Origin of the sequence: Micromonospora sp. NPDC000668 (assembly GCF_042897975.1) — a bacterium.
Taxonomy (GTDB): Bacteria; Actinomycetota; Actinomycetes; order Mycobacteriales; family Micromonosporaceae; genus Micromonospora.
The window spans coordinates 20,008-39,027 of record NZ_JBIAYP010000007.1; the positions used below are offsets into that span (position 1 = coordinate 20,008).

The window sequence follows — 19,020 nt, forward strand, 5'->3', positions numbered from 1 at the left end:
GGCCCGTTGAGGAGAGAGTGTGAAGCCGGTAATCGTTCCGACCAGCGACGTCAACAGCGAGCACGGCGTGCTCGTGGAATGGTTCGTCGACGACGGAGCCAAGGTGGAGGCGGACACCCTGCTCGCCGAGATCGAGACCAGCAAGGCGGTGCTCGAGGTCGTCGCTCCCGAGGCCGGCATCGTCCTGCAGTTGGCCGAGCGGCTGCAGGAGGTCCCCCTCTCCGAGCCGATCGCCATGCTCTTCGAGACGTCGGCCGACCTCGCCGAGTACGTGCGGGAGCGCGAGACGCGGGCGGCGGCCGCGGCGGCGGCTCCGGCACCCGTCCGGGCGAGCGTCAAGGCCGTGCGGCGGGCCGCGGAACTCGGCGTCGACCTGGCTACCCTCCAACTGGGACGGCTGATCACCGTCAAGGACGTGGAGGCGACCGCCCGCGAGGCCAGCGTCGGCTACGATGCCCTCCCGGCGCCGCTGGCGGCCGAGCCCGGGGTGCAGCGCATCCTGCTCATCGGCGGGGCGCTGGGCGCCACCCAGGTCCTCGACATCCTGGCCGGATCCGCGACGCAGCGGGCCGTCGCCATTGTGGACGACGACCCGCAGCGGTGGGGTGCCGACGTGCACGGCGTGCCGATCGTCGGCGGAACGGACCGCCTCGCCGCGCTCTTCGCCGAGGATGCCTACGACGCCGCGATCATCGCGATCGGCACCTCCGTGGAGACCCGGCGCCGCTTCCGTGAGATGTGCGCGCAGGCCGGGATCCCCCTGGCGAACGCCATCGATCCCACCGCCAAGATCGCTACCGACGTGGTCCTCGGGCAGGGGAACATCATCTGCGCCTTCGCGCACCTCGGCACCGGGGTGCGGATGGGAGACAACAACTTCCTCTCCGCCTTCAACTCGTTCGACCACCACAGTCGGATCGGCTCCGACAACGCGACCGGCCCGTCCTGTGTCTCGTCGGGCAAGGTGACGGTGGGCGACCGGGTGCGGCTCGGCACCGGCATCTTCATCGAGCCGAACGTCGTCCTGGGTGACGGGGTGGTGGTCGCCTCCGGCGCGGTGATCGTCCGATCGGTGCCGGCCGAGCACGCCGTCAAGACGAAGGTCGTCACGACGACGGTGGTGCCGCCGCGCCGGTCCGGCCGGTAGCACCGCCCGGGCCGGGGTGGTCCGTCAGATGCCGCGCCGCTTCCAGGACTGCCACCAGAGCCACTCCCGGCCCTTGGCGGCGACCGCGGTGAGCACCAGCGGCTGAAGGTACGGCATCACCGTCGGCCCGATCCGCTTCCGGATGCGCAGGCCGCGGTACTCCGGCAGCGCGCGGTACTCCGGCCAGCAATCCGCGGCGAACGCGATCAGCTCGCCCTCGGGCACGCTCGCGGTGCGCCCTCGGTCGTAGGCCCGCACCGCGCGCCGCAGGGCGTGGCGGGCGAGGCGCCGGCGCACCATCGCGTCGAGCCGGTGGGCGTCGGGCAGCAGATCGCCGCAGCGCCGCATCACCGCGTCGTACGCGGTCCTACGCTGGCGCAGGTCGTCCAGTTGGCCGGCGTAGTCCGTCTGCGACATGTTCGCGCCGTGCAGGCGGTAGTACGCCTGGTCCGCCCCGCGCACATAGCCGACGTCGGCGTGCGCGGCCAGCCGCATCCACATCTCGATGTCGCCGGCGTGCGGCAGTTCGGGATCGTAGCCGCCCACCTTGCGCTGCAGATCCGTACGCACCACGACTTCGGGCGAGGTGATGCAGCCGGTGGCCTCGCGAAACCGTCGCTCCAGCCACCAGTGCCCGGGCCAGACGGTGTGGCCCAGGTCCCGGGTGCGGGCCGGCGGCGGCGGACCGGGGTGGGTGAAATGCACCGGGTGCCCGTAGACGAAGCCGACGTTCGGGTTGGCGTCCAGCACGCCTGCCGCCCGGGTCAGGGCGCCCGGCGTCAGGAGGTCGTCGGCGGAGAGCAGCACGGCGTAGTCGCCGTCGGCCCACTCCAGCAGGCCCTCGTTGTAGGTGGCGATGTGGCCACGGTTGGTCTCGTGGACCCGGACCTCGACCCGTGGGTCCGCCGCCGCGATGGCACGCGCCTTCTCCGCCGAGTCGTCCGGCGAGGCGTCATCGATGATGAGCACGCGTACGTCGACGTCAGGCTGGTTGTCGAGCACACTGCTCACGCATGCCTGGAGATAGTCCCCGTACCGGTAGCACGGAATGACCACACTGACCGTACTCACTGACACCCTTCCGTTGGCCCGTCCGCGCCCGGTGCCGCGGGCCCGCACCGGTACCGGTGCGGGGTCCGCGGCCGTTCACGGAGTCGTCGTGAAAACCACATCAACCCAGTAGTTCGCCGCATTCCAGCTGAAGGTCGGGAAGGCGACACCGGAACCGGCTCGGAAGAGGCCGTTCCCGCCGTTCGGTGAGTCGGCGATCGCCGTCAGCGGGTAGGACACCGTCGGTTGGGTGAACTGGTTACCCGTGTAGGCGTAGCGACCCATATCCGTGTGGTACGAGACCACGTACGGTGTGTTGGCCGTGATGGCGACCGGCTGGTCGAACAGCAGCGTCTGCCAGCCGGTGCTGCTCTCGTTCGTGAAGGTCCCGGTGGCGAGCTGCGCGCCGGTGTTCGACCAGAGGGTGCCGGTGTGCGTGCCGGTGTTGGCACTGCCCTTGTAGAACCGCACGCCCGTCACGTAGCCGTCGAGTGCCGAGGTGATCCGCATGCCCAGCTCCAGGGAGTTCACCTCGGAGGCGTTGGGGATCGCCGGTACCACGGAGTCGTTCCAGACCGAGCAGGGGCAACTGACCGACGTGCCGGTGGTGAAGGTCCAGGTGTACGGCGCCGCCATCGTGTTGCCCCAGGCGTCGGTCGCCCGCACCGAGGCGGTGTAGGTGGTCGACGGGGTCAGGGCGTGCTGCGGCTGGACGGTCAGCTTGCGCGTGGTGTTGTCGTAGCGGAAGCCCGCCGGGACGGAACCGCCACTCGAGGTGAGCGAGTACTCGATGCTCTGCGGGTCGACGTCGTGGCTGAAGGTCGCGGTCGGCGTGGCATTGAGCCCGACATCGGACGCGCCCGCCGCCGGGGTCTTCGCGGTGATCGTCGGTGGCTCGGTCTCGGCCCCCACCGTGTCGACGAGGACGTCGACCCAGTAGTTCGTGTTGTTCCAGCTCAGGTTCGGGAAGCCCCCGCCCGAGCCGTACCGGTAGACGCCGTTCGCGCCGTCCACCCCCGACTGCAGCAGCCGTACGGCCGACAGCCCCGCGCCCTGGTTGGCGAAGTAGTTGCTGGTGTACGAGTAGTGCCCGGTGGGCGTGTAGTACGACGCCACATAGGTGGTGTTGGCGGCGACCGGCACGGGATTGGCGAAGGTCAGCGTCTGCCAACCGCTCGCGGTTTCGTTGGTGAACGTACCGGATGCGAGCAGTTGGCCCGACGCGGTCCACAGCTTCCCGACGTGCGTGCCGGTGTTCGTGCCGGCCTTGTAGAACTTGACACCGGTCACCAGGCTCGGCGCGCCGACCCGGAACTTCACCCCGAGCTCGTTCGGCGAGGCATCGAAGGAGTCGACTCCGGTCGGCACGGCGGTGGCCGGAAACGCCGTGCAGGGGCACTGCTGCGGTCCGACGGTCACGCTCCGGGTGGTGACCGCCCCGATGTTCAGGCTGTCGTCGGAGGCCCGCACCTTGATCTGCGCGGGGCCCTGGGCGCTCGGGGTCCAGGTGTAGGACCAGTTCCCCTGCCCGGTGGCGGCCGCCCAGGTGTTGCCGCCGTCCGTGGAGACCTCCACGCGGCCCAGTTGGCCGCCGCCGACCTCCGCCGCGGTCCCGGTGACGGTCACCGGCGTGAGGACCGCCACGGTGCTACCGGCCGCCGGCGCGGTCATGGTCACCGCCGGTCCGGTGGTGTCGGTGGATTTGGTGGCGGCGACCAGGTTGGCCTGCCGGGTCAGCGGCTGGGCGCCCATGTCGGCGAGCAGGTTGACGGTCGCCTGCTGCATGCGCTGGTCCTCGGTGCTGGGCAGCATCGTGTGCAGGCTGCTGAGCCCCCACGACCACTGCACCGTGCCGGCGCCGAAGACCAGGGCCCCGGAGGACTGGTCGCGATAGGCGACCAGGCTGTGCGTGGCCGTGCCGTTCCCGTAGTTGTTCCCCTCGTCGAGCAGCAGCGTGCCGTCGGTGATGGCCAGCGTCGTCGACGAGAAGGCCACCGCGCCCGGCGGGCGGACCGAGTTCTCGACGTCGGAGTCCCACTCGTAGCCGAGCGTGCCTACGGGGAACGTGGCCACCTGCCCGGACGCCAGGTTGTTGATGGACGGGATGTTCCGCCAGAGGCGAAGGTTCCGGTACGCGGCCGGGACGGTGATCGCGTCGTTGCGGTAGCCGTTGACGGTGAAGATGGTCCCGGTGAGCTGGTTGGGCGGGGTGGCACCGCCCGAGCCGGCACCCACCGAGTCGACCCAGGTGCCGGTCCACTGCCCGCTCGGGTCCGCGACCCCGTTCGGCGGGTTCTGCCGCATCTTGGTCATCTTGTAGCAGACGAGGGTGCGGTTGTCACCGCCACCGCTGGCGACCGACGGCTCCAGCCGGGTGCGCCAGAAGACCTCGTTGCCGCTGAAGAAGGCCAGGTTCACGCCCGCCTCGCGGGCGGCGACCACGTTGTTCCACTGGGCCTGGTTCCAGTACTCGTCATGCCCGGAGGACATGAAGACCTTGTGGTCGAGCAGGCTTGACGGCTTGGTGCTCACGTCGATGCTCGAGGTGTAACTGACGTCGTACCCGTTGCGCTCGAGCCAGTAGATCATCGGGTACTCGGCCGAGAGGATGCCGTTGTCGCCGGCGATCCGCATGGGACGGTTGTAGCTCACCTTGTAGGCCCGGCCGTCGTACGCCGGCCCGCCCCCACCGTAGAGGTCCTGGCCGCCCCAGTCGTTGTACGCCTGCCAGGTCTGGTCCGAGGTCTGCACCAGGATGTCGGAGTGGTTCGCCGGATCCACGACGACGAACGGCACGTGCGCGAAGCCGGCGCCGTTGGGCTGGTCGAGCGTCGCGAGATAGACCCCGGAGACGGCGTCGGACGGCACCGTCCAGGTCACGTTGGTGGTCCAGTTGCCGCAGTCCACCAGTCCGGTGCCCGCGTCGTGCAGGCACGCCGGCTGGGTCCGGGCGGGGAAACTACTCGTCGGTGAGGTCGGCATCCTCCGCGCACCGTCACCGCCGTAGTAGCCGAGCCGGTAGATGTCGACCTCGAAGGTGGTCGGGGACTGCACCTTCAACTGGAGCGTCTCGCCCGGCTGAATACTCATCCGGGTGGAGAATCCTTCGATATCGCCCCAGGCACTTTCGCCGTACCAGTCGTCAAGCGGTGTGCCCGGTTTCGAGTTCTCACAGACGACGGGGTTGGAGCCGGTGCCACAAGGATCGGACACGGCTGAACTCGCTGACGCGGGAATCAGCACCAAGGCTGCTCCCGTGGCGGCCGCTACCGCGGCCCGAAACACCCGAGACCTCATTACAGATCGCCTGCTTCTCAAAGGAGGGCCGCCGGACGCTACTGAGCGTACGTAAGCGCCGGGGAGATACCAGATCTACAGGTGTCGCGCCGCGACACCATTCGGTCAGTATCGCGCCGGGTATCGCCCCGATGATCGTTCCCGACGCGCAGCCACTCGGCTCGCCACGCACAGCCGACCGGACGGAGTCCGGTCAGGACGGTCGGGGCACCGCCTTACCGGTGGGCGTACCGTCAATCGAGCCCACGACATTGTTGGACCACTCCGCATAGGTGACCGAGCAGTCCGAACCGCATTGGCTGGTGTGCCCCCAATGGGTGGGGCCGAAGACATTGTCGCGCAGCCGCAGGCCGATCCCGTCCTGGGCGTACAGGCCGAATGCGCCGAGCGAGATGAAGCTGTCCCGAACCAGGTAATCGCGCAAAGTGGAGATTCCCTCACTCTGTGTGAACAACACTGCGGTAATCGCCTTCCAGTAGCCCGGCACCTCCTTTCCGGTGAAGGCGTCGACCCCCGGTTCCAGGCGGCTGTTACTGATGGTCACCGGTCCACTGCCGCCGTACGGGAAGACGCCCCCGGTGTGCGCCTGGGACGGGTCGGCGAGGTGGGCGATGTAGTTGTCGTGGAGCCAGCTCCGCTCGATGGTGACGTTGGCTCCGCACAGGCACATGCCGCCGGTGTTCGCCACGTCCACGCCGCTGATCCGGATCGTGCAGGTGGCACAGTCGTTGATGGCGTGATCGGTCAGCGCGGCGTTCTGCTGCCCGCCGGCGACCGGCTCCGGCCGGATGGTCGTGTTCCTGATGTTCAGCGTGAGGCGGCCGGCGGAGTTGGCGTTGACCAGGATGGCCCGGTTGGCCGAGCCCGGCGGCGGGGCGATTATCGAGTTCGTGATGTTGACCGTGCCGTGGCAGTCGGTGCCGATGTAGATGAAGGCACGGAAGTAGATCCGGTCCAGGTTGACCGTGCCCTTGCAGTCGTACAGGTCCCATTCCTTGCTGGCCCGGTCGTGCGGTTCGTACACCCGGTAGCCGCGTGGCACGGGCAGCTGGGCGTCCGACTGCCGGTAGCGCCCGACGCCCGGTGCGCCGATCGAGAAGCGAGCGGGATAGCGGCCGCCACCGGTGGAGTCGGCGGCCCGCGCCGTGGCGGAGGCAGGTGCGGAGCCCGCCGCGGTGGGGGTCGGCACGGGAGTGGCCGGCGTGGGCGTGGCCCCGGCCGTGGTGGCCGCCTGGCACCGCGCCGGGGTCGCGCAGCCGGTCGGCTCGGCCGCGCCGCGGTCCAGTGCCACCACCGTGACGGCGGCCCCGACCAGGAGCACGCCGGCCGCCGCCAGGACCGGCCAACGCCTGCCGGTGCTACGCCTCTTCCCGGGCATCGACACCCGACCTCCTTCCGGTCCCGCCCGACCTACATCCGTTCCCAGGTCGTCCAGTAGCTGTTCGGGTTGATCACGTACTCGACCGTCGGCTCGGGGATGTGCTCCACCCGGTGGCGCCGGCTGAACCGGTAGATCAGCTCCCAGTCCTCCTTCGGCGCCACCGTGGAACTGCGGCGCAGCCGGCTGAACACCAGGTCCGACGACCGTCTCGCCACGAAGGGGTTGGAATCCAGGAAGCACCTCTCCCAGGCGAGCTTGCGGTCGAACGCCACGGAGAGGATGTCGCGCTGGAGCCCGTCCGGCGTCACCCGGCGCATCGCGGTGTAGACCCCGTCCGGCCGTGGGCGCGACGGGTCGTCGTCCTGCAGCCGGGCGAGCGCGGTCTGCAGGTGATGCGGATGCCAGGCGTTGTCGTCGTCGAGGAACGCCACGAACCGGGAATCCGCCAGGCCCATCCCGATGTTGCGGCTGATCCCCAGCACGTTGATGTTGCGGCGCAGGCTGACCACGTGCAGGCGGGGGTCGGCCGGCAGCTCGGGGATCTGGCCGCCGCCGTCGTCGACAACGATGACGACGTGGTCGGTCACGGTCTGGGCCAGCACCGACTCCACCGCCCGCCGCAATCCGTCCGGCCGTTTGTAGGTCAACACGATCGTCGCCACCAGGGCACGGGGCTTGACGCCGCCGGGCAGCGTGGCCAGCAGCCGGGCGATCTCGGACCGTTCGAACCGGTAGAGCCCGACCGCGGTGTGCCCGAGCAGCACCTTGTTGCGCAGCTCCTCGAGAGGCAGCCAGCCGAAGGTCGCGCGCAGGCGCCGCTTCACCCAACTCATCTATGAGTCTCCACTCAGCTCTGTGCGACCGTCGCCAACGGCTTATCACCGTCAGGCTCCGCCTCGCGGCCCGTTTGCGACCGGTCCGTCCGGCCGCTGCGCAGCAGCGGCCGGACGAAGGGCAGATAGACCGCCACTGCGGCCAGCCCGATGATTGCCAGCGAAAGGAAGCCGCCGCCGAGGACGAGGTGCAACCCCCAGGCCAGGACGCCCACTGCCACCCCGCCGAGCGCCGGCCGGACGCAGGCGCGCAGCATCAGCGCGGGCCGGATGCCCAACCGGGACAGCACCACGACGAAGACCGGTACGACGAGCAGACCGGCCACCACCACCTGCCCGGCGGCCACGCCCGCGATGCCGAACCGGTGGGCGAACAACAGGAGCACCGGAGTCAGGCTGAACAGCCACCAGGCCTGCATCAGCATCAGGGTCTTGCGCACCCGGGTGGCCAGGCAGTCGTACGCCAGGTCGACGGCGACCCGGATCAGGCCCAGCCCCACCAGGAACTGCAGGGCCACCGCCGCCCCGGCCCACTGGTCGCCGTACACCAGGCGGATGACCGGGTCGGCGAGCACCCCCAGCAGCACGCAGCAGGGCACAGCGGCGGCCAGCACCACGGCCAGCGCCCGCTGGAAGCCGGCGGCGAACGCCTCCGGCGAATCCGCTAGGCGGGAGAAACCGGCGTACGACACCCGGCGCACGGTGTCCGACACGATCCGGACCGGCCAGCTCGACATGTTAAAGGCCATCGCGTACAGACCGAGCGCGGCCGGACCGAGCACCGAGCTGACGACGACCGAGTCGACGTTGACGATGCCGAGAGTGAGCAGACTCGCCGACGCCAGGGGAAGCCCGAACCGCAGCAACCGGGCGGCCTGCGTCCGGTCCCAGCCAAACCGAAGCATGTCGGGGGCACAGAGCGCGAACCCGACCAGCGCCACGATGTTGCCCGCGAGCGAGCCCCACGCGAAGGCCACCGCCCCCATCCCGGCGGCGGCCAGGGCGATCGTGACGGCAGTGTTCACGAGGAAGTTGGCGACGTCGACAACGGTGCGCCGGAACTGCTGGAATTCCCGGTTCAGCTTGCCAATCGGCACGCAGGCGATGCCGTCGATGACCACGGTGAGGCAGAGCAGCCGCAGCATTTCCGTCGCCTCTGGCGACCCCAGCAGGCGCGCCACCGCCGGCGCCGTGACGAAGAGCACGAGATAGAAGGCGCTGCTGGAGAGGGTCGACAACGTCAGGACGGTCGGTGCGAACCGCTTGATGTCGCCGTCCCAGCGCACGAGGGCCAGGCTGACGCCCATCTCGTTCAGGGAGAGCAGCATCGCCAGGACCAGCGACCCGACGGCGTACAGCCCCCACTCGTACGGCCCGAAGAACAGCCGCGCCAGCACGACACCCGTCGCGAACGTGCCCACTCGACGTACGACGGTGTTGATCATGCTCCATCGGGCCGCCGCGGCGACCTTCTGGTTCAGGTCCGTCACAGAGCCGGATCTCCCCTCTGGAGCTCCTCGGAGCGGGCGATGCCGAGGTACGCGCCCGAAAGACCGAGAAACAGGAACGACGTCCCGGCCACCATCGGAAAGCTAAGCGTGTCGAAGGTGAAGGTCACCACCAGCATCACGAATCCGACAGCTACGAAGGCCTGGCCGGTCTCCCGGCGGGCCGGATCGGTGAACCGCCGCCGGCCGGCGCCGCCGCAGTGCAGCGTGGTGACATAGACGAGGACGATGCTCACCACGCCGACGACGCCCATCTCCAACAAGGCAAGCAGATACTGGTTGTCGGTGTAGCGGTACATCAGCGGCAGGAAGGTGCCGAAGCCCCGGCCCGTCCAGAGCCGCTCGACGATGTAGGCGTTGACGCTCGCGCTCGTCGCGGTGCGGGACTGGGTGCTGTTGTCGCCGCCGTTCAACATCGCGGTGAAAAGGCCCATGATCGTCACGAAGAGGCCCGGCAGCGCCAGCCTCGCCACGGCCAGCGACGGCAGCACGGTGGCGAACGTCCACCCGATCCGCCGCGCGTTCCAGGTCGGCAGGAGCACGAGCAGCACCACGCCCAGACCCACCACGGAGGTCCGGGAGACGGTGGTGATGGCGCCCATCGCGATCAGCACGACCGGCAACCAGCGGCGCATTGCCTTGCGCTCACCGCCGTGGAACGCCTGCTGGAGAGCGAACGGCAGCGCCAGGGCCATGACGGCGGCGAGTTCGAGGGTGTTCGCGGCGGTCGCGGTGGGCCGGACGAAGGCACCCCTGGTGACCAGTTCCTGGGCGCCGCTCGACATCCCCGGGATCTGGATCCAGGCGGTCAGGCTCGTCCCCAGCACGAACTCGCCCAGGGCGACGACCGCGATGACGGTGCAGCACCGCACGAAGACCCGCAACAGCCGGTCGAGGTGGTCGTAGCTCCGGACCGACGTGGCGAGAAGCACTATGGACGTCCACACCAGGAGCTGGATCAGCCCCCGGTCGGCCGCGCTCACCTCCAGCGGCTCCGCGTCCCGTCGGGCGGCGGCGACGTAGCTGAGCAGCACGGCCACCGCGACGCCGAAGAGAGCGAGCCGGGGCGCCCGGGTGAACGGCGCCGGCCGAGCCCGCCGCATCAGCCAACTGGCCAGAAACCACACCAGGCCGACGAGAACGAAGAGACTCGCCACCGTCCCGGTTGCCCCGATGCCCGGGAAGACCAACCGGGACGGCACGAGCATCAGGAAAACGACGTAGAGGGTCAGCAGTGAATGGGGTCCGAGGCTGACGATGCGCTGCTGGGAGAGATAGACCCGGCTGGTTCGCCGCAGCGCCGGGACTGCGGCGGGATGGCTAGCTTCCGTTACGCCGGTCGACATTCTGGCCTCTGTGGTGGGACCTCTCAGAGGACCGGTACGTGGTGGACGGCGCCCCCGACGGCGAGGCTTTCCACGCCCCGCTGTCCTGCCGCGGAGCCGGCCCCGTCCCGGGCCGCACGCTGAGGATCACCGTCTCCTCGGCTCCGCCGCGACTGCCGCGACCCTCGACGCCGTTCGTGACCACCGCGGGCTTTCCCAGGACAGCACGGTCGTCCCGCTCGGGGTTCGGCGGCTGCGGGCGCCGGGCCGGGGCCGGTCGGCCGGGCACGTTGGCGGAGCCGCCGGCAGCGACCGGGGCGGGCGCGGCGGCAGCGGTGGCCAGCTCCTGACGTCGCTGGCGGGACCGCGCCAGGCTCTCCACCACGAACGTCAGCAGCAGGGCGAACGCGGCGGTGCCGCCACCGGCCGCGATCACCAACTTGAGCTTGTCCTTGAGCTGCGGCTCGGGCTTCTGCGGCGGGATGATCTCGGTCATCCGGACCATGTCCCGCTCCTTGACGTCGTTCTTCGACTGGATCTTCGCCAGCTTGGCCTCGGCGTACCGCGCGATCGTCGCGGTCGAGGCAAGCAGGTGGGCCTGGTCCGTGCCGGTGACGGTGAAGGTCAGGAAGGGTCCCTGCGCGCCCTCAGCCAGCCCGACCTCGAAGTCCTCGGTCACCCCCATCTTAAGTAGCTCCGCCTGGGCATCGGTGGACTGGAGGCTGCGACCGAGGAAGTCGGCGGTGGCGACGAGGGAACCGTTGAAGTTGAGGAACGGGTTGTCGTTGTGCTCGCCCGGCGTGGCTGCATCGGACGCGGCCGGCGAGCTGAGCAGGCTGACGGTGGTGGTCGACTGGTACGAGGTCGGCACCAGCACGAAGGCGGCAATGCCGAGCCCGACCGCCAAGACCATCATCGGCAGGAGGATGTACCAGCGGGCGCGAGCCACCGAGAGGATCTCGCCTAGGTCCACGACGCCCCTCCAACTTCTCTAGGACGTCAGTCGTCGGTAATTGAAAGAGCATTCCTCGACACCGGGGAGGGTTCCGCGCCGAAGGTCGAAGTCAAGCTATACAGACCGGAGGCACGACGGCTACCGCCGATCCGGTCGAGTTGCTTGCTGCATTCGTCCATGCCCCGTGGCATCCTCCACGCCTGAGTCGTCACACAGCATAAGCAGCGAGCGGACCAGAAAGGACCCGAAGGGCGTGTATTTGTCTGATGTCTTGGCGACGCTGCGTCGGCGGTGGTATCTCGTCGCCACCGGCCTGGTGGTCACCGCGCTGGCCGGCCTGGGCGCGCCCCAGGTCACGCCGCGTTACCTCGCCTCCGAGGTCGTCGTGATGCAGCCGCCGGTCTCGCCCTACGCGCCCAACCCGATGACCGGGCTCTACCCGTCGATCTCGATCACCGGAGCGGCGGTGGCGCAGCGGCTGAGCACGCCCGACGCGAAGGTCCGCCTGCGGACGGCGGGAGTGACCGGTCCGTACGCCTTCCAGCCCCGCAACACCGGCACCAACCAGGAGCCCCGGTACGTTATCGGTTCGATGACCATGACGACGATAGCGTCCGACGAGGAGAGTGGGCTGCGCGCGCTCGCCGTGCTCAGGGACGCCTTCGAGCAGGAGCTCAAGAGCTTGCAGGACCGATGGAAGGTAGCTCGGCAACTGCGCATCACCACCGCCGCCCTCGTCCCGCCGAGCGCGACGTTGCAGCCGCACTCGCCGTCACGGGCCCTGATCGGCGCCGGGTTGCTCGGCGTCATCGCGACCCTGGCGGTGACCCTCTGGACCGACGAGTTCCTCCGCCGCCGCGGCAAGCGCCGATCGGTTCACGTGACCGGGTGACCGTTCGTCCGCACCGGGGTTGCCGGCGTCGCCGCAGCTCAGGGCCAGGAAACGGGACCATTCGATGAGTCTTCTGTAAACATCCCGACACGCCGGGCAACCCAACGGTTGATTGTTTACTCAATCAGCGGCGGGGAGCGTACGCAGGGAATCAGCTCAAACGTGAACCGAGGTGACCCGGACGTGAGCAATTCCCAGCCCCACATCACCATCCTCGTGGCCAACCTTCCCGCCGAGCGCGATCGCCGAGTCATCAGGGAATGCCTGAGCCTGGAGGCAGATGGCTTCGAGGTCACCGTCATCGCGCCACGTGGCGACAAAAGCCTGCGCACTTTGCCGGGCAGTCGGAACACTCGGCTACGCCCCTATCCAACCTTTGTCTACGGCCACGGGGTACTTTCGTACGGCGTCGAATTCGGCTGGTCGTTTCTCTGCATCGCCGTCCGCCTGCTGGCCGAGGTGCTCAGTGGACGGGCGCACGCGGTGCAGGTGTGCAACCCACCCGATGTCTACTGGCCGCTGGCGCTGCTGCTGCGGGCCCTGGGCCGCCCGTGGGTCTTCGACCACCACGACCTATGCCCCGAGGTGTACGCGTCCCGCGTCGGCACCCCGAACAAATGGGCCTTCCGGGTCCTCCGGGCCTGCGAGTGGCTGACCCTGCACACGGCCACCGAGGTCGTGGCCACCAACGAGTCGTTCAAGGACAACGCCGTACGGCGTGGCGTCACGCCGGAAAGGGTGACGGTGGTCCGCAACGGTCCGACCCGGGGGGAGGTCGCCGAGCCGGGCGAAGCCACCGACCCGGCGGATGGCCGTCGGGCCGACCAGAAGGTGGTCTATCTCGGTGTCTTCGGACCACAGGACAACGTGGAGGGAGCTGTGCTGACCGCCGAGCAGTTGACGCGTCGCCGCGGGCGTACCGGCTGGCGCATGGTGCTCGCCGGCGACGGCGAGAGCATGCCGGCGCTGACCAGGCTCGCCACGGACCGGGGCCTGACGGACGTCGTGGAGTTCACCGGGTGGCTCGACGGTGTGGCCGTCGATGAACTGCTGCGCACCGCGACGGTCGCCATCCAGCCCGACCTGCCGACCCGGATGAACGAGCTGTCCACCATGGCCAAGACCGTCGAGTATCTCGGCCGTGGTGTGCCGGTCGTGGCGGTGGACCTCCTCGAGACCCGTCGCAGTGTGGGTGAGGCCGGCGCCTACGTTCCCACCGGTGCGCCGGAGGAGTTCGCCGAGGCCATCGACGAACTGCTGGACGATCCGGCCCGCCGGGCGCAGATGCGGGCCGTCGGGCTGGCCCGCTTCCGGGAGACCCTCGCCTGGGAGCACCAGGCCGACGCCTACGTCGCGGTGTGGCGCCGGCTCCTCGCCAAGCGACTCCCCCACGGCGTTGCCACGCCCGCCTCCCCGGCCGGCGCGGTGGCCGGACCGACCACGCCGGCGGGCGCCGCGGCGCCAGCCGGGCACCACCCGTCGGCGGCGACCGAGGAACGGGTAACGGCGCAGTGACCAGCATCGTCATCGCCGCCCACAACGAGCGCGCCGTCATCGGCCGCTGCCTCGACGCCCTGCTGGCCGAGGCCGCGCCCGGCGAGTTCGAGGTCACCGTCGTCGCCAACGGCTGCACCGATGAGACCGCCGCCATCGCCGCCGCGCGGCCGGGCGTACGGGTCGTCGAACTCGCCGAGGCTGGCAAGCCGGCCGCTCTGAACGCGGGAGACGACGCCACGCGCGGATTCCCACGCATCTATCTCGACGCCGACATCGTGCTCTCCACACAGGGGGTACGGGCCGTCGCCGCGGCGCTTGACGGACCGCACCTGGCCGCGACGGTCCGCCGGGAACTCGACCTGACCGGCCGGCCGACACTGGTGCGCGCCTACTTCAGCGTCCACCACCGTCTGCCGGTCTTCCGGGACGGTCTCTTCGGGCGCGGCGTGATCGGACTGTCCGAGGCTGGTCGGCATCGCTTTGACCGGTTCCCGGCGCTCGTGGCCGACGACCTCTTCCTCGACTCCTTGTTCGGGGCGGCCGAGAAACGGCAGGTCGACACGGTGAGCTCACGGGTGGCGACCCCGCGGCGCACCGGGGACCTGGTGCGCCGGCTGAGCCGGGTCCGCAGAGGCAACTCGGCCATGCGTGCCGCCGCCGGCCAGGGCCAGGTCGGGGCGCGCGTCCACCCCGCGGCCCGCCTCTCCTGGCTCCGTGACGTGGTCCTCCCCCGGCCCTGGCTCGCCCCGGCCGCGCTCTGCTATGTGGCGATCACGGTCCTCGCCGCGCTGTCCGCCCGGAGCCACGCTGAAGGCGCGGCCGGTTGGGGGCGCGACGACTCGTCCCGACAGGAAGAGGCGCATGCCCGAGTCCGACGGTAGGCACGTGCCGACCGGCACCACCGTCAACATCTGCTTCCACGGCATCGGCGAGCCGCGCCGGGACCTCGAGCCCGGCGAGGAGCGCTACTGGATCCGGCCGGACCAGTTCCACGCCATCCTGGACGACCTACTCAGCTGGCCGTCGGCGCAGATCAGCTTCGACGACGGCAACCTCTCCGACGTGCGGATCGGTCTGCCCGGGCTCACCGCCCGCGGCCTGTCGGCCGAGTTCTTCGTCCTGGCGGGGCGCCTCGGGACGGCCGGCAGCCTGGACGCGGACGACGTACGGGAACTGCAGGGTCACGGCATGACGATCGGCACGCACGGAATGCACCACCGCTCGTGGCGCGGAATGGACGAGCAGACCACGTACGACGAGCTCGTGACGGCCCGGTACCGTCTCGTCGAGGTGGTCGAGCAGGACGTCACGACGGCCGCCTGCCCGCTCGGGCAGTACGACCGGCGGGCGCTCGGCGAGCTCCGGCGGCTGGGCTACACCGCAGTCTTCACCAGTGATCGCCGGCCGGCCAGGCGAGCGGCATGGCTCCAGCCGAGATTCAGCGTCCGCCGCGACGACACGCCCGCCACTCTGCGGGCTGCCGTCGGGGCCAGCCGAGGCTGGCCCCGACGGATCCGGGGCGAGCTGGTGAGCGTGGCCAAGCGCTGGCGGTAGCCGGCGTCACCCGGCGGAGTGCACGGTCGCCGGCCCCGGCACCTCCCGGATCTTCGCGGGCCTGAGCAGGTCCCGCGCTGCTGCCCGGCTGGTCTGCCGACCGAGCAGGGCGCGGCTGGCCTCACGAGCCAGGAGCACAAACCAGTAGACCGCGGTAGACGCCAGGCCGTGCCGACGGCGGTAGAGGCGTACCCGATTGAGCGTGAGCAGCGCCCACAGCTTCGGCGAGTGCCGGGAGTCACCCTCCAGGTGCACGGCGCGGGCACCGGGTACGAAGCGCGTGACGAGACCCGCGTCCCGGGCCCGCAGGGCGAAGTGGGTCTCCTCCGAGTAGAGGAAGAAGGACTCGTCCCACGGGCCACACCGCTGCCAACACTCTCGACTGATCAGCAGCGTGGAACCCTCGGCCCAGTCGGTGACCGTCTCCCGGGCGTACCGGCGATCGTCGGTCACCACCTCGCCGATCACGGCATAGCGGCCGGCTCTCCGAGCCCCGAGAATGGCGTCCCCGAGGGCCCGGAGGATGGTGGGTTCGCGGCGCAGCGTCGTGATGAGCGCGCCGGCACCGTCCACGATGTGCGGCACCGCGATGCCGGTGCCGTTCGTGCCGAGGGCGGCCAGCAGGGTCTCGACGCAGCCCGGCCGGAGCCGGACGTCGGGGTTGAGCACGAGCACCGCCGCGTGCGGCGGCGCCGCGGCCACGGCCGCGTTGATACCGGCGGCGTAGCCCGCGTTGCGTCCCATCTCGACCACGGTCGCTTCGGGCGCCAGGCGACGCAGGGCCGCCACGGTGCCGTCGGCGGAGGCGTTGTCGGCGACCGTCAGGTGCCAGGACAACCCGCCCAGCCCCGGGCCCAGTGCCGCGAGGAGATCAGGCAGCAGCCGCTCGCTGTTGTAGGTCACCACAACGACGGCAACCCTCACCTCGGTAACGCCCACCAGGTGCTCCCATCCATGAAATGCCGGCTGTCACCGCTCGTGCAGCCTGGCGCGGAGACCGCGCAGGATTCGGCCCGTCCCGCCGCTGCGGAGTCGAGCCCCGACGGCGCCGGTGCGCACCGAGCGCGCCAGCGCGAATTGTGCCCGCCGGGCGCCGGCCACCGCCCACGACCGGCCGACGCGTCCCTCGGCCACCGGCACCTCGTCATTTGACAGCCGGCCCTTGTAGAGCGCCTCGGACTTGCCGAGGTCGATGTGCTCGATCCCATCGGCCGCACCGGCCTCGGCCAAGCGGAGGCAGAGCAGGATGCCGGCGGAGTGCCGCGCCAGGTCGACGTCGTACGCGGGGAACCAGTAGGCGAGCACCGACCGGCTCCGCAGCCCGAGGTGGGCGGCGACGGGCTGGTCTCCGGCGTAGAGCGTGGAGACGACGGCCCGGCAGTCGGCCGCGGAGGACTGGGACAACTCCGTGAGCACCGCCTGGATCCACGGCGTCCGGAACCGGTCGTACTGCTGCGTCCGGCGGTACTGGTCCGACTTCCAGCGCCGCAGCGCGAGCATCACGCCCTCGCTGCGGTCCTCCCACTCGAACCGCTCCTCGCCGAGCTCGCGCACCATGCGGCGCTGCTTGCGCAGCGCCTGCCGGATCAGGTTCCCGTCGGTCATCCGGTCGTCGACGTAGCTCTGGTAGCCCTTCGACAGGTCGATGATGGGAGACCCGGCCACCCGAGCCTGGTACGGCGCGAAGGGTGCCTGATCGGCCAGCAGATGGTCGAACTCCCACACGGCCAGCCCGCACGCCTTCAACAGCCGGACCGGATCCCAGTCCAGGCCGGGACGGTGCACCAGGCCCTGGCAGTCGGAGATGCCGGAGCCGATCGGCACTCCGATGACCCGATGCCTCACCTCGTGGGGGAAGAAGCCGACGATCTTTGGGCCGTCCTGTAGCACCGCCACCCGGGCGGTGGGGCGGCTACGACCGACCGCGAGGGTGAATTCCGGGGCGAGGAAGGGATTCTGCAGCCTCGGCTGGGACTCCTGCATCTGCCGCCACTCGGCGACCTCGGCCGGGCCGAGGTCACTAGGACGGACAACGGAAATCTGCATCGGTCACCTTTCCCGGGACAACGCTGTTTTCGCCGCGGTTCATCGTGCCCGCTCCCGCAGGAAAGGTGAACCGCGGCCGGTGTCGGTTAGCCGTCTGCGCACGTGGACCGGTGGTGGCCCGTCGGCACCGTTCGGACGGCCTGACCCAGCCGTCGGTACGCTCCGGGGCTTCACGGGCGGCCAAGGGCCCGGTACTCCCAACCCGCCGCGTGCCATCGGGCCGGGTCCAGGGCGTGCCGGCCGTCGGCGATACGCGGCCTCGCCACCACCGTACGCAGCGCCGCCGGGTCGATCTCCCGGAACTGCGACCACTCCGTCAGCAGCACCACCACGTCCGCGCCGGTCGCCACATCGAAGGCGCTGTCACCGTATTCGAGCGCCGGATACGCCGAGCGCGCATTGGCCATGGCCACCGGGTCGAAAACCCGCACCCGTGCCCCCGCCCGGTGCAGGGCGCTCGCGACGTCGAGCGCGGGCGCGTCCCGGATGTCGTCCGAATTCGGCTTGAACGCCGCGCCCAGGGCCGCCACCCGGACCCCGCGCAGGTCCCCGCCGGCGAGTTCGCGTACCAGGTCCACCATGCGCCCCCGGCTGCGCTGGTTGATCCCGTCCACCTCCCCCAGGAAGGCCACCGCCCGCCCCACGCCCAACTCCTCGGCCCGGTGCATGAACGCGCGGATGTCCTTGGGCAGGCACCCGCCACCGAAGCCCAGCCCCGGCCGCAGGAACCGGCTGCCAATCCGCTCGTCGAGGCCCAGGGCCGTGGCCAGGTCGTACACGTCCGCGCCGCTGGCCTCGCACACCTCTGCCATGGCGTTGATGTACGAGATCTTGGTGGCCAGGAAGCCGTTCGCCGCGACCTTGACCAGCTCCGCGGTCTGCGGATCCGTCACCAACACCGGGCAGCCCTGGTCGACCACCGGAGCGAACACCTCGCGCAGGCGTCGCTCGGCCCATCGGGAGGAAACGCCGAACACCAACCGGTCCGGACGCATCGTGTCGTCGACGGCGAAGCCCTCGCGGAGGAACTCAGGGTTCCAGGCCAGCTCCACGGCGTCGCCGGCCGGCGAGACGGCGTGCATCAGGTCGGTGAGCCGGGCGGCGGTGCCGACCGGAACCGTGGACTTGCCGACGACCAGCGCACGTCGGTGCAGGCCACGGGCCAACGTGATCAGCGCCGCCTCGACATGCCGCAGGTCAGCCGCGTACGAACCGGCCCGCTGCGGGGTTCCCACGCAGAGAAAATGGACGTCGCCGAAGTCGGCCGCCTCGGCCAGGGAGGTGGTGAAGCGCAGCCGCCCCGAATCCAGCGCCTTGGCCAGCAACTCGGGCAGCCCGGGTTCGAAGAAGGGCACCTCGCCCGCGGCCAGCCGCTCGATCTTGTTTGCGTCGACGTCGACGCCGAGCACCTGGTAGCCGAGCGCGGCCATGCACACCGCGTGGGTGGCCCCCAGGTAGCCGGTGCCGATGACGGTGAGCTTGTGGGCAGCGCCATCCACCGGTTCGGTGCACCCGGTGTTCATGGTTCCTCCAGA

The 19,020-nt window shown here is 70.2% G+C and carries 15 protein-coding genes; 5 read left to right on the plus strand and 10 right to left on the minus strand.

From position 1 onward, the window contains the following. Positions 1-19: 19 nt before the first annotated feature. Entirely contained in the window at positions 20-1,147 is a 1,128-nt protein-coding gene (locus ACFY29_RS30210; protein ID WP_386991607.1) for a biotin/lipoyl-containing protein, read from the plus strand. Between the two features lie 24 nt (positions 1,148-1,171). Here the strand turns inward: ACFY29_RS30210 and ACFY29_RS30215 are convergent, their stop codons facing one another. From ACFY29_RS30215 to ACFY29_RS30245, 7 genes are all read right to left on the minus strand, one after another. Then, on the minus strand, positions 1,172-2,218 hold the full coding sequence (locus tag ACFY29_RS30215) for a glycosyltransferase family 2 protein (protein ID WP_386991608.1): 1,047 nt from the start codon (positions 2,216-2,218) through the stop codon (positions 1,172-1,174). A gap of 75 nt (positions 2,219-2,293) precedes the next feature. Further along, positions 2,294-5,287: a N,N-dimethylformamidase beta subunit family domain-containing protein gene (locus ACFY29_RS30220; RefSeq protein ID WP_386991610.1), complete on the minus strand. Its 2,994-nt coding sequence runs from the start codon at positions 5,285-5,287 to the stop codon at positions 2,294-2,296. Positions 5,288-5,687: 400 nt separating this feature from the next. Then, complete coding sequence (locus ACFY29_RS30225) at positions 5,688-6,878, minus strand: hypothetical protein (protein ID WP_386991612.1); 1,191 nt, start codon at positions 6,876-6,878, stop codon at positions 5,688-5,690. Between the two features lie 26 nt (positions 6,879-6,904). After that, the gene (locus ACFY29_RS30230; protein WP_386991613.1) at positions 6,905-7,708 is read right to left on the minus strand and encodes a glycosyltransferase family 2 protein; all 804 of its coding nucleotides are present in this window, start codon (positions 7,706-7,708) and stop codon (positions 6,905-6,907) included. A gap of 14 nt (positions 7,709-7,722) precedes the next feature. Beyond that, entirely contained in the window at positions 7,723-9,198 is a 1,476-nt protein-coding gene (locus ACFY29_RS30235; protein ID WP_386991615.1) for an oligosaccharide flippase family protein, read from the minus strand. Beyond that, positions 9,195-10,562 carry an O-antigen ligase family protein gene (locus ACFY29_RS30240; RefSeq protein ID WP_386991616.1) on the minus strand — a complete coding sequence of 456 codons (1,368 nt, stop codon included), beginning with the start codon at positions 10,560-10,562 and terminating at the stop codon, positions 9,195-9,197. Before ACFY29_RS30240 ends, ACFY29_RS30235 begins: the two co-directional genes overlap by 4 nt. Continuing rightward, positions 10,537-11,514 (minus strand): hypothetical protein, encoded by a 978-nt coding sequence (locus ACFY29_RS30245; RefSeq protein WP_386991617.1) that lies wholly within the window; start codon positions 11,512-11,514, stop codon positions 10,537-10,539. The genes ACFY29_RS30240 and ACFY29_RS30245 overlap by 26 nt, the downstream gene beginning before the upstream one ends. A 241-nt stretch (positions 11,515-11,755) precedes the next feature. Here ACFY29_RS30245 and ACFY29_RS30250 point away from each other — a divergent pair, with 241 nt between their 5' ends. The 4 genes from ACFY29_RS30250 to ACFY29_RS30265 all read left to right on the plus strand — a co-directional run bounded on the left by ACFY29_RS30250 (position 11,756) and on the right by ACFY29_RS30265 (position 15,439). Further along, complete coding sequence (locus ACFY29_RS30250; RefSeq protein ID WP_386991619.1) at positions 11,756-12,388, plus strand: hypothetical protein; 633 nt, start codon at positions 11,756-11,758, stop codon at positions 12,386-12,388. A gap of 183 nt (positions 12,389-12,571) precedes the next feature. Next, positions 12,572-13,903, plus strand: coding sequence for a glycosyltransferase family 4 protein (locus tag ACFY29_RS30255; protein ID WP_386991621.1), 1,332 nt, complete (start codon positions 12,572-12,574; stop codon positions 13,901-13,903). Further along, complete coding sequence (locus tag ACFY29_RS30260) at positions 13,900-14,766, plus strand: glycosyltransferase (protein WP_386991622.1); 867 nt, start codon at positions 13,900-13,902, stop codon at positions 14,764-14,766. Before ACFY29_RS30255 ends, ACFY29_RS30260 begins: the two co-directional genes overlap by 4 nt. Then, positions 14,747-15,439 carry a polysaccharide deacetylase family protein gene (locus ACFY29_RS30265; RefSeq protein WP_386991624.1) on the plus strand — a complete coding sequence of 231 codons (693 nt, stop codon included), beginning with the start codon at positions 14,747-14,749 and terminating at the stop codon, positions 15,437-15,439. Before ACFY29_RS30260 ends, ACFY29_RS30265 begins: the two co-directional genes overlap by 20 nt. A 6-nt stretch (positions 15,440-15,445) precedes the next feature. On the opposite strand, the gene ACFY29_RS30270 is transcribed toward ACFY29_RS30265, so the two are convergent. The 3 genes from ACFY29_RS30270 to ACFY29_RS30280 form a co-directional block, all read right to left on the minus strand. Further along, the gene (locus ACFY29_RS30270) at positions 15,446-16,378 is read right to left on the minus strand and encodes a glycosyltransferase (protein ID WP_386991626.1); all 933 of its coding nucleotides are present in this window, start codon (positions 16,376-16,378) and stop codon (positions 15,446-15,448) included. A gap of 30 nt (positions 16,379-16,408) precedes the next feature. Beyond that, the gene (locus ACFY29_RS30275; RefSeq protein ID WP_386991628.1) at positions 16,409-17,485 is read right to left on the minus strand and encodes a GNAT family N-acetyltransferase; all 1,077 of its coding nucleotides are present in this window, start codon (positions 17,483-17,485) and stop codon (positions 16,409-16,411) included. 170 nt (positions 17,486-17,655) lie between these two features. After that, positions 17,656-19,008, minus strand: a complete 1,353-nt coding sequence (locus ACFY29_RS30280; protein ID WP_386991630.1) for a UDP-glucose dehydrogenase family protein — start codon at positions 19,006-19,008, stop codon at positions 17,656-17,658. Positions 19,009-19,020 lie beyond the last annotated feature (12 nt).

Bases quoted from the DNA above. Each gene is read 5' to 3' on its own strand.
- ACFY29_RS30220 (WP_386991610.1), bottom strand. From the start codon at position 5,287: ATGAGTATTCAGCCGGGCGAGACGCTCCAGTTGAAGGTGCAGTCCCCG.
- ACFY29_RS30230 (WP_386991613.1), bottom strand. From the start codon at position 7,708: ATGAGTTGGGTGAAGCGGCGCCTGCGCGCGACCTTCGGCTGGCTGCCT.
- ACFY29_RS30240 (WP_386991616.1), bottom strand. From the start codon at position 10,562: ATGTCGACCGGCGTAACGGAAGCTAGCCATCCCGCCGCAGTCCCGGCG.
- ACFY29_RS30265 (WP_386991624.1), top strand. From the start codon at position 14,747: ATGCCCGAGTCCGACGGTAGGCACGTGCCGACCGGCACCACCGTCAAC.
- ACFY29_RS30275 (WP_386991628.1), bottom strand. From the start codon at position 17,485: ATGCAGATTTCCGTTGTCCGTCCTAGTGACCTCGGCCCGGCCGAGGTC.
- ACFY29_RS30280 (WP_386991630.1), bottom strand. From the start codon at position 19,008: ATGAACACCGGGTGCACCGAACCGGTGGATGGCGCTGCCCACAAGCTC.